The following is a 10118-nucleotide window of genomic DNA, read 5'->3' as shown; positions in this document are numbered from 1 at the left end:
ACGGCCTCATGCGACTTTCCGGTTCAGCGCAGTGTCATGTGGTTCGTCCCAGGCCGCAGGAGAACGCTTTGAACATCAGGACGAGTGCCCGGTTCAGAAATCGACTGTTGGTGGCTCCGGCGCTGCTGGGCCTCTCGCTCGCCGCCGCCTGCTCCAACAGCTCCGGCAGCAGTTCCGGCAGTGCCGGCTCGGCGGCGCCCCTGCCGGCGAGCTGCGCCAAGTACCAGCCGTACGCGGGGCATTCCGGGACGACGGTGACGATGTTCGCCTCGATCCTCAGCCCGGAGTCGGACTCCCTGGAGAAGTCCTGGGCCGAGTTCAGTACTTGTACCGGAATCAAGATCTCCTACGAGGGCTCGAACGACTTCGAGTCCCAACTCCCGGTCCGGGTCGCCGGTGGCAACACCCCGGACCTGGCGATCATCCCGCAGCCCGGCCTGCTGGGCCAGATGGTGAAGACCGGCAAGGTCGTCAAGCCGCCGGCCCAGACGGTGACGAACGAGGACCAGTGGAGCCCGATCTGGAAGACCTACGGCTCGGTCAACGGGACCTTCTACGCGGCACCGATGAGCGCCAACATGAAGTCCCTGGTCTGGTACTCGCCCAAGGCGTTCCAGGCGGCGGGCTACACCGTGCCGAAGACCTGGGCCGACCTGAAGGCGCTCAGCGACAAGATCGCCGCGGCCGGCACCAACGGCAGCAGGCCCTGGTGCGGTGGCATCGGCTCCGGCACGGCGACCGGCTGGCCGGCCACCGACTGGTTGGAGGAGGTCGTGCTCGGCGGCCAGGGCAGCCAGGTCTACGACGACTGGGTGAGCCACAAGGTCAAGTTCAGTGACCCGCCGATCATCCAGTCGATGCAGACGGTGGCGGGCTGGATGCAGAACCCGGCCTGGGTCAACGGCGGGATCGGGGACGTGAAGTCGATCGCCACCACGACGTTCCAGGACGCGGGCGCGCCGGTCCTCACCGGCAAGTGCTGGATGCTCCAGCAGGCCTCGTTCTACGAGGCGCAGTGGCCCAAGACCGCCAAGGTCGGCCCGGACGGCGACGTCTTCGCCTTCCAGCTGCCGCCGGTCAACCCGGCGCTCCCGGTTCCGGTCGAGGGCGGCGGCGAGTTCCTGGCCGCCTTCTCCAGCCGACCCGAGGTGCAGGCGGTGCAGAACTACCTCTCCACGGCGGACTGGGCCACCAGCCGGGTCAAGGTCGCACCCGGCTGGGTGTCGGCCAACCACGGCGTGGACCAGAGCCTCTACACCGACCCCATCGACCAGCTCTCCGCCAAGGCGCTGACGGACACGTCCGTCGCCTTCCGGTTCGACGCCTCGGACATGATGCCCGCGGCGGTCGGCTCCGGCGAGGAGTGGAAGGCGTTCACCGCCTGGTTCGCGGAGGGCGAGTCGATCCCGAAGGTGGCCGCGGACGTCGACAGCGCCTGGCCCCAGTAGGCGCCGGTGCCCCACCCGGTCAGGTAGCACCCCTTCGTCGGAAGGACCTCGCTCGCATGCCCGTGACCAGTCCCCTACTCGCCGACTCGGCCTGGAACGACGCCGCGATCAAACTGGGCAACAGCTTCGGGGCGATCGCCGGCTTCCTGGGCATCCTGCTGGTGGTCTTCTTCGCGGCGGGTCGGGCGACCGGTCGGCTCGGCCGTCCGCTCGCCATCGCGGTCTTCCTCGGCCCGGCGCTGCTGCTGCTCCTGGTGGGCCTGGTGGCACCGCTGATCCGGACGATCTACCTCAGCTTCCGCAGCGACGACAGCAGCAGGTTCCTCGGGCTCAAGAACTACGGCTGGGCCTTCACGACCGACACGATCCACCAGGTACTGCTCAACACCCTGCTCTGGCTGGTGGTCGCCCCCGTGGCGGCCACCGGCCTGGGGCTGGTGCTGGCGCTGCTGGTGGACCGGATGCGCTGGCAGTCGCTCTACAAGTCGCTGATCTTCATGCCGATGGCGATCTCGCTGGTCGGCGCCAGCATCATCTGGAAGTTCGTCTATGACACCCGGGACTCCTCCCAGGCGCAGATAGGGCTGCTCAGCCAGGCGGCGATCTGGCTCGGCTGGCACAACCCCCCGAACTGGATCCTGTCCCACCCGCTGAACAACTTCCTGCTGATGGTGGTCATGGTCTGGGTGCAGACCGGTTTCGCCATGGTGGTCCTCTCGGCGGCGATCAAGGCGATCCCCGACGAGGTGACCGAGGCCGCCCGGCTCGACGGCGCTAGCGGGCTGCGGCTCTTCTGGTACGTCACGGTGCCGATGATCCGCACCACCCTGGTCGTCGTGCTGACCACCGTCATGATCGTCACGCTGAAGGCCTTCGACATCGTCCGCACCATGACCGGCGGCAACTTCGGCACCCAGGTCCTGGCCAACGAGATGTACTCGCAGTCCTTCGTGCAGTTCAACGTCGGCCGGGGCAGCGCGCTCGCGGTGATCCTCTTCATCGCGGTCCTCCCGCTGGTCGGCTACAACATCGTCCAACTGCGCAAGGAGCGGGCCACCCGATGAGCAGTCAGACGTCCGACCAGCCGGCCCTGTCCACCGCGCGGCCGCTGCCCGCGGTCAAGGCCGTCCGCAAGTCGTTCAGCAGTCCGCTCGGTTCGCTCTTCGTCATCGTGGTCACGATCCTGTGGACCATCCCGACCTTCGGGCTGCTCGCCACCTCGCTGCGGCCGCAGCAACAGGTGGCGGTCAGCGGCTGGTGGAACGTCTTCAGCCACCCGGACCTGATCCTCTCCAACTACCACTCCGTCCTCTTCGACGGCGGATTCGGCGTCCAGGGCGGGCTGATGCCCTATCTGGTCAACTCGCTGGCCATCACCGTCCCGGCCACCGTCTTCCCGCTGGTGCTGGCCTCGATGGCCGCCTACGCGCTGGCCTGGGTCCGGTTCCGGGGGAGTGACACGCTCTTCTTCCTGATCTTCGCGCTGCAGGTGGTGCCGCTGCAGATGGCCCTGATCCCGCTGCTCCAGCTCTTCTCGGGCGGTGCCCACCTGGGCGGGCTGACCGTCATCCCGAAGTTCGACCTGAGCGGGACCTACGTGCCGGTCTGGCTGGCGCACACCATGTTCGCGCTGCCGCTGGCCACCTTCTTGCTGCACAACTTCATCTCCCAACTGCCGCGCGACCTGATGGAGGCGGCGGTGGTCGACGGCGCCTCGCACTTCAAGATCTTCCGGTCCATCGTGCTGCCGCTCTGCGCGCCGGCCCTGGCGTCCTTCGCGATCTTCCAGTTCCTCTGGGTCTGGAACGACCTGCTGGTGGCCCTGACCTTCGCCGGCGGCACCCCCGAGGTGGCGCCGATGACGGTCCGGCTGGCCCAGCTCTCCGGCTCCTTCGGCGGTCACTGGGAGGTGCTGACGGCGGGGGCGTTCCTGTCGATCGTCATTCCGCTGCTGGTCTTCTTCGGGCTGCAGCGGTACTTCGTCCGCGGGCTGCTGGCGGGATCGGTCAAGGGCTGAGGAGCGCCCGCCGTAGGGTGGAAGTCGCGCGGCCGGACGGCTGCTCCTCCTGTCGCCCTGGCCGCTCGAGTCGAAACGGACCCTCCGATGCCCTACCAGCCACCGACCCACAGCGTCGAGCGCTCGCTGCGCCGCACGGGCGCGACCCTCGTCGCCGGGCTGGACGAGGTGGGGCGCGGTGCCTGGGCCGGTCCGGTGACGGTCGGCGCCGCCGTGACCGGTCTGCGGCGCGCGCCCGAGGGGCTGACCGACTCCAAGCTGCTGACCCCGCGGCGCCGGGAGCAGATGGCTCCGGTGCTGGCGGACTGGGTCACGGCGTACGCGCTGGGCCAGGCCTCCGCGCTGGAGTGTGACGAACTCGGCATGACCGCGGCGCTGCGGCTGGCCGCCCTGCGGGCGCTGGAGGCGCTCCCGGTCCGCCCCGACGCGGTGATCCTGGACGGCAAGCACGACTACCTCGGCGGCCCCTGGCGGGTGCGGACGGTGATCAAGGGCGACCAGAGCTGCGTCTGCGTCGCCGCCGCCTCGGTGCTCGCCAAGGTGCACCGGGACGGACAGATGGCCGAGCTGGCACCGGAGTTCCCGGCCTTCGGCTTCGAGGACAACGCCGGCTATCCCTCGCCGGTGCACCGGGCGGCGCTGGCGGAGTTCGGACCCACCGAACACCACCGCCTCTCCTGGGCCTTCATGGACGCGCTGCCGCGCTGGAGTCACCTCAAGCGCTCGCGGAGCATGGCGGACGGCGACGAACAGCTCACTCTCGGCTTCTGACTGTTCATCAGGAATACTCCGTGGCGGCACGTTCCGCTGATCGGGTCGACTGGTCGCCGCCCAACAGGTGGGGCGCCCGTGCGCATCCGACCGGCATTTGATAGATATCCGGGTATGCCTGTCTTCCCCGAGGAGCCGGAGATTCACGAGAGCATCCCGGGCCCCGGCGTTCCCTTCCCCCGCGAGTCGGACGCACAAGCCCCCAGTACGCCTGCCGCCGGCAGCGCGTCCCCCGTCAGCCCTACCGTCCGCGGGACCGCCGCCCCCACGGCGGCGCCCGCCGCGGTACCCGGCCCGCGCCCTGGCCCGCCGCGCCCGGCCACGCCGCGGCCCGGTCCGCCCAAGCCCGGGCCGCGGCCGCGGATTCCCGAGCCCGGCCCGCGACAGGCTCCGGCCGGCCCGGCCGTCCAACTGGTGCCCGCCGCCCCGGAGAACGCCTTGGAGCAGGCCGACCAGACGGTCGACCAGCTGCTGGAGTCGGGGCGCGAGCCCGGCGACATCCTCGTCCTCACGTCCGGCCGCCCGCACCCTTGGCAGCAGCACGAGTTGTCCTTCGGCGAGGGCCGGTACTGGGCCCAACTGGCCGAGGCCTCCGACGTGTTCTACGCAGCCCTTGCGCTGACCCGCCCGGCCCGGCGCGAGGTCGTCGTCCTGGTGCTGGAGGCCACCGAGCCCGGTCCCGCGGTGCTCGCGGTGGAGCAGGCGCGCAGCCACGCGGTGGCGCTGCTGGTGGTCTGCGGTGCGACCGCCCAGCTGGCCGGCGCGGCCGTCGTCGAGGGGCAGCCGGTTCCGGCCTGATCACGGTGGCCGCGGTGCGACAGCCCGCCCGGGCTGTCGCCGCGGCACGCCGGGGTCCGTGCTTCCTCTGGGTCCGGGTGTCGTACTCCTGCGCCGACCTGGGGTCCGCCGGCGGCTGCTCAGCGGGCGAGGTGCCGGATCGGCGCTGGGCTCGGTGCGGTGCTCGGTGCGGCGCCGGCCGACCAGGGAACGGCGGGCCGGGTGTACTCCGCGACCGGACGGACCCGCGGGGCGCTGCGCCGCGGCAGTTCGGAGACCGTGTGCACCGGGCGCTCGGACCAGGAACCCGCGTGCGGCGTCCGACCCGAGCGCCGCTCACCGAGCACCTGCCAGCCGGTCGAGGTCAGCGTGAGGTAGGCGCCGCAGCGCAGCCCGTGCAGCGAGGCGGTGTCGCGCAGCGCCCACATCCAGGCACCGTCCTGCTCGGTCCAGCCGGACACACCGTCACGGCAGCAGAGCAGCACGGCCGTCCGCCGCGGCGTGGCCAGCCGCAGGTCGTGCGCGGTCACCCGGCGCAGCTGGCCGAGCAGGGCGTTGCGCAGTGGCCAGCCGTCCGTGACCGGGGGCCGCAAGGCGACGGAGGCGGAGGCGACCACGCGGTTGTCCACGTCCACCACCGCGAGCACGCTGGTGCCCGGCTGCGGCAGATGACGCTGATGCAGATCGATGACCAGGTCGCGCGGGTCGCGCAGCAGCGGTACACCCGCGCTCGACCAGCTCTCCAGGTCGATGCACCGACCCGTGACGGAGGAGAGCTGGCCGCGGCCGACACCGTGGACCATCGTTCTCCTTCCCGGCCCTTGCACACGCGGGCACGTGTGTACGCCGAATTCCGGTCCTTGGGACCAGTGACTGGGTACAGGGCAATTCTCACGTCAGATGGCCGGGGCGGCAACGATGGGCTGATGAATAGCGCCCTAAAGCAGGGGATATGCCGGATATATTCCCTGGATGGCTCAAGCTCGGCTCGTCCCCGTAGGACCAGCCGAGTCACCCGCTCCCGGGGCGCACCGCCCGATCACCCCTGAACAGCCAGGACCAGTGGCAACACCGCCTGCGCACCCGCTCGGCGGAGCAGCCGGGCCGCCACCGTCATCGTCCAGCCGCTGTCGACCAGGTCGTCCACCAGCAACACCGGGCCCGGCGCGGCCGCCAGTGACCGGGCCAGCTCGTCGGAGAGCACCAGGCCCCCCGCGAGAGAGTGCAGTCGCTGGGCGCTGTTGCTGCGCGCGCCGTGCGGCGGCCGGCCGTCCACGTACTCGATCCGACCGAGCAGCGGCAGCCGGCCGATCTCCGCGATCCGCGCGCCCAGCGTGCCCACCAACTGAGGACGGGAGGTGGACGCCATGGTGACCACCCCGACCGGGCGGCCGGTCTCCGGCTCGCTCCCGGCCCAACCGCCCGGGCCGCGGGCCCAGTCGGCCAGCACGGTGACCAGCGCGTCCAGCAGGTCGGCCGGCACCGGGCCGTCCGGCGCGCCCTCGGCCAGCAGGGTCCGCAGGCGCCCGCCCCAGCCGATGTCGGAGAGCCGGCCCAGGGCCCGCCCGCCCTGTGCCTGCTCGTCGCCCGGGATCCGGCCCTTGAGCGGCACGCCCAGCGCGTCCATCCCGGTGGGCCACAGGCGGCGCGGCTCGAAGCTGACACCGGGCCGGCCCAGCGCGGCTCGAGCGGCGTCGAGCGCCTGCGCCGACACCGCCTCGCTGTGCCGGGGGCCGGCGCAGACATCGCAGCGTCCGCAGGGCGCCGCCTGCTCGTCATCCAGCTGACGGCGCAGGAACTCCATCCGGCAGTGGCCGCCGGCGGCGTACTCGCGCATCGCCTGCTGCTCGTCCGCCCGGGCCCGGGCGACCTTGGCGTAGCGCTCGCCGTCGTAGGACCACGGCTCCCCGGTGGCCAGCCAGCCGCCGCGCACCCGGTGCACCGCGCCGTCCACGTCGAGGACCTTGAGCATGGTCTCCAGCCGGGCCCGGCGCAGATCGACGCGGGCCTCCAGCGCGGCCGTGGAGAGTGGCCGGCCGGCCTCGGCCAGAGCGCCGAGGGTCCGCCTGACCTGCTCCTCGGGAGGGAAGCCGAGGGAGGCGAAGTACCGCCAGATCGCCTCGTCCTCGCGCCCGGGAAGCAGCAGGACCTCGGCGCGGTCCACCCCGCGCCCGGCTCGGCCGACCTGCTGGTAGTAGGCGATCGGCGAGCCCGGGGACCCCAGGTGGACCACGAAGCCGAGATCGGGCTTGTCGAAGCCCATGCCCAGCGCCGAGGTGGCGACCAGCGCCTTCACACGGTTGGCCAGCAGATCGGCCTCGGCCCCGCGGCGCTCGGCGTCCTCGGTGCGGCCCGAATAGGAGGCGACCGCGAAGCCCCGACCGCGCAGGAAGTCGGTCACCTCCTCGGCGGCGGCCACCGTGAGCGTGTAGATGATGCCCGAGCCCGGCAACTCGTCCAGGTGGTCGGCGAGCCAGCCCAGGCGATGGGCCGGATCGGGCAGCGACAGCACCGCGAGGCTCAGGCTCTCGCGGTCGAGCGGGCCGCGCAGCACCAGGGCGCGACCGTCGGAACCGCCGGTGCCCAACTGCTCGGCGACGTCCTCGGTGACCCGGGCGTTGGCCGTGGCGGTGGTCGCCAGCACCGGGACGCCGGGGGAGAGGTCGGCCAGCATGGTGCGCAGCCGGCGGTAGTCGGGCCGGAAGTCGTGGCCCCAGTCGGAGATGCAGTGCGCCTCGTCGACCACCAGCAGGCCGGTGGAGGCCGCGAGCTTGGGCAGCACCTGGTCACGGAAGTCGGGGTTGTTCAGCCGCTCCGGGCTCACCAGCAGGATGTCCACCGTCCCGGCCGCGACCTCGGCCTGGATCTCCTCCCACTCCTGCGGGTTGGCGGAGTTGATCGTGCGGGCCTGGATCCCGGCTCGCGCGGCCGAATCCACCTGGTTGCGCATCAGCGCGAGCAGCGGCGACACGATCACCGTGGGACCGGCGCCGCCGGCCCTCAGCAGCGCGGTGGCGATGAAGTAGACGGCCGACTTGCCCCAGCCGGTGCGCTGGACGACCAGCGCCCGCCGGTGGTCCACCACCAGGGCCTCGATGGCGAGCCACTGGTCGTCCCGCAGTCTGGCCTGCGGCCCCGCCAGCTCGCGCAGCACCGCCTCGGCGCGCTCGCGGACGTCACCGCGGTCGGCGTCACTGCGGTCGACGGCACCGCGGTCGGCGTCACCGCGGTCGGCGCTGCCGCGGCCGCTGGCGGGCTGGGCGGTGGCGGCTCGGTCGGCGCCGGGGTGGTCCGGAGTGGGCATCGGCTGGTCCATGGCGTCCATGAAACCCTGCCGGACTGACGTGGGGCGAACCGGTGGCCACATCTGTGGACAACTCGGCAGTCGACAGGCTTGGTTCACCCGGCCGGGGCAATCGGTTTGTCCACAGGGGCCGGGTTGTCCACAGTCCGGGAGAAATCTCCGCTGGACGGTCGTGACCGGACGCACTCTTCTGTCATGACACACGACGACTCGACCGCCATGTCCCACCTCCGACTCCCCGGACAGCAGTCGGTGCGGATGCGCGGCCCCGCGGACCTGGCCGCGATGCTGCCGTATCTGCTCGGCTTCTACCCGGACGACAGCATCGTCGCGGTCGGCCTGCACGGCCCGGCCGCCCGGCAGGGCGGAGCGATCCGCTTCGACATCCCCGAGCACCCCACCGAGTGGCCGCGGATCGCCGCCGAGGCCGTGGAGCTCCTGGTCACCCTCTCCGAGCAGCGCGACCAGCGCCCGGACGCGCTCCTGCTCTACCTGGTCCGGGACCCGGAGCCCGGAGCCGAGCGGGTGATGCCCCAGCTGCGCCCGCTGGCCGACCACCTGCTGGAGGCCGCCGGCGCGTTCGGCCTCCAGGTCAGGGAGGCGCTCTGCGTCTCCGGCGGCCGTTGGTGGTCCTACCTCTGCACCGACCCGGTCTGCTGTGACCTCAGCGGCACCGCGGTGTTCTCGGGTCGGGATCCGCGTGCGGTGGTCGCCGCCGCCACCTATGCCGGCCTGGCACCGCGCGGCAGCCGTAAGGCCATCGCGGCCGCGCTCGCCCCGATCGACGCAGCGCTCGCCGAGGCACAGCGCCATGCCCTGGAGCGGGAAATGGGCAGGCTGATCGAGAGCCTCACCGAGCCGGACGGCGAGCAGCGGGAGATGGCGGCCATCGACCGGCTGATCGCCCAGGCCATGGCCGAGTCCCGGTCCGGGCCGCCGAAGCTGGACGACGATCAGAGCGCCCGGTTGATCGTCGGTCTGCAGAACCGGAACAACCGGGACCGCGGCGCCGAGTACGCCGAGCCCGACGAACTGGTCGCCGCCCAACGTCTGTGGCGCTTCCTCATCCGGCGCTGCGTGCCGCCCTACGACGAGTTCGCGAAGGCGCCGCTGACCCTGCTGGCCTGGACGTCATGGCTGGCCGGAGACAGCGCGACCAGTCGGGTCACCCTGGCCAGAGCGCTCGACCTGGACCCCTCCTACACGCTGGCCGACCTGCTCTACCACTCGCTCAACGGCGGATTGGAGCCGGACAGCCTGCTGCGAGTGGTCCGTGCGGAGCGGGCCCGTCGTACGGCCTCGTGCTCTGACGGAGCATCAAAATCGAACTCTCCCACGGCTGGTGGCGATTCCTCGGGGGAGGCCGAGCCGCCCGGGGTACCGCACCGACCGCCGGTCCCCCCGACGCCCGCCGGATCGTCCGGACCGTCCGGCTCGCACCCGGCGCCGCGTCGCGCGGCGGCCGGCCGGTCGGGGCGCCGCCGCCCGGAGGCTCCCGTCGAGGACCTCACGGCCGGGTCGGCCGCCGCTGCGCCGAGTCCGCCGGCGGTGACCGGTCGAGGCGTGATCCCGCTCCAGCGCGGCGGCCGCGGCCCGGGCGAGCCGCGGCCGCCCGCCGCCACCGCGCAGCCGCCTGCTCCCGACCGGCCGGACGGCGGAGCCGAGCCGCCGCCCGAGACGACCCGGAGCCGCTTCGCCGGACTCCTGCACCGTGACGGCCGCCGCGGCACCCGCAAGACCACCAGCAGCACCAGCACGATCGGAGCCTGAGATGACCAGCCGCCCGCCCACCCCCCGATCC

At 72.2% G+C, this 10118-nt stretch carries 8 protein-coding genes; 6 read left to right on the top strand and 2 right to left on the bottom strand.

All coding sequences use genetic code 11. From position 1 onward, the window contains the following. The first annotated feature begins 110 nt into the window (after nt 1-110). From P3T41_RS30140 to P3T41_RS30120, 5 genes are all read left to right on the top strand, one after another. The gene (locus P3T41_RS30140) at nt 111-1448 is read left to right on the top strand and encodes an ABC transporter substrate-binding protein (protein WP_280693730.1); all 1338 of its coding nucleotides are present in this window, start codon (nt 111-113) and stop codon (nt 1446-1448) included. 56 nt (nt 1449-1504) lie between these two features. After that, nucleotides 1505-2512, top strand: a complete 1008-nt coding sequence (locus tag P3T41_RS30135) for a sugar ABC transporter permease (RefSeq protein WP_280693729.1) — start codon at nt 1505-1507, stop codon at nt 2510-2512. Next, nucleotides 2509-3465: a carbohydrate ABC transporter permease gene (locus tag P3T41_RS30130; protein ID WP_280693728.1), complete on the top strand. Its 957-nt coding sequence runs from the start codon at nt 2509-2511 to the stop codon at nt 3463-3465. Before P3T41_RS30135 ends, P3T41_RS30130 begins: the two co-directional genes overlap by 4 nt. A gap of 87 nt (nt 3466-3552) precedes the next feature. Continuing rightward, nucleotides 3553-4236, top strand: a complete 684-nt coding sequence (locus P3T41_RS30125) for a ribonuclease HII (RefSeq protein WP_280693727.1) — start codon at nt 3553-3555, stop codon at nt 4234-4236. Nucleotides 4237-4650: 414 nt separating this feature from the next. Then, nucleotides 4651-5034 carry a hypothetical protein gene (locus P3T41_RS30120; protein WP_280693726.1) on the top strand — a complete coding sequence of 128 codons (384 nt, stop codon included), beginning with the start codon at nt 4651-4653 and terminating at the stop codon, nt 5032-5034. A 119-nt stretch (nt 5035-5153) separates the two neighbouring features. Here P3T41_RS30120 and P3T41_RS30115 read toward each other — a convergent pair whose 3' ends face one another. Both P3T41_RS30115 and P3T41_RS30110 read right to left on the bottom strand, forming a co-directional pair. Further along, on the bottom strand, nt 5154-5816 hold the full coding sequence (locus P3T41_RS30115) for a hypothetical protein (RefSeq protein ID WP_280693725.1): 663 nt from the start codon (nt 5814-5816) through the stop codon (nt 5154-5156). 236 nt (nt 5817-6052) lie between these two features. Beyond that, the gene (locus P3T41_RS30110) at nt 6053-8329 is read right to left on the bottom strand and encodes a DEAD/DEAH box helicase (RefSeq protein ID WP_280693724.1); all 2277 of its coding nucleotides are present in this window, start codon (nt 8327-8329) and stop codon (nt 6053-6055) included. A gap of 183 nt (nt 8330-8512) precedes the next feature. On the opposite strand from P3T41_RS30110, the gene P3T41_RS30105 reads away from it, so the two are divergent. Next, nucleotides 8513-10087, top strand: coding sequence for a DUF4192 domain-containing protein (locus tag P3T41_RS30105; protein ID WP_280693723.1), 1575 nt, complete (start codon nt 8513-8515; stop codon nt 10085-10087). Nucleotides 10088-10118 lie beyond the last annotated feature (31 nt).

Origin of the sequence: Kitasatospora sp. GAS204B, from assembly GCF_029892155.1 — a bacterium.
Taxonomy (GTDB): Bacteria; Actinomycetota; Actinomycetes; order Streptomycetales; family Streptomycetaceae; genus Kitasatospora.
The sequence above is the reverse complement of the archived record's forward strand: the minus strand, read 5'-3'. Positions and strand labels throughout refer to the sequence as shown.

Excerpts from the sequence above, each read along its gene's own strand:
- P3T41_RS30135 (WP_280693729.1), top strand. The coding sequence starts at position 1,505 with ATGCCCGTGACCAGTCCCCTACTCGCCGACTCGGCCTGGAACGACGCC.
- P3T41_RS30130 (WP_280693728.1), top strand. The coding sequence starts at position 2,509 with ATGAGCAGTCAGACGTCCGACCAGCCGGCCCTGTCCACCGCGCGGCCG.
- P3T41_RS30125 (WP_280693727.1), top strand. The coding sequence starts at position 3,553 with ATGCCCTACCAGCCACCGACCCACAGCGTCGAGCGCTCGCTGCGCCGC.
- P3T41_RS30115 (WP_280693725.1), bottom strand. The coding sequence starts at position 5,816 with ATGGTCCACGGTGTCGGCCGCGGCCAGCTCTCCTCCGTCACGGGTCGG.
- P3T41_RS30110 (WP_280693724.1), bottom strand. The coding sequence starts at position 8,329 with ATGGACCAGCCGATGCCCACTCCGGACCACCCCGGCGCCGACCGAGCC.
- P3T41_RS30105 (WP_280693723.1), top strand. The coding sequence starts at position 8,513 with ATGACACACGACGACTCGACCGCCATGTCCCACCTCCGACTCCCCGGA.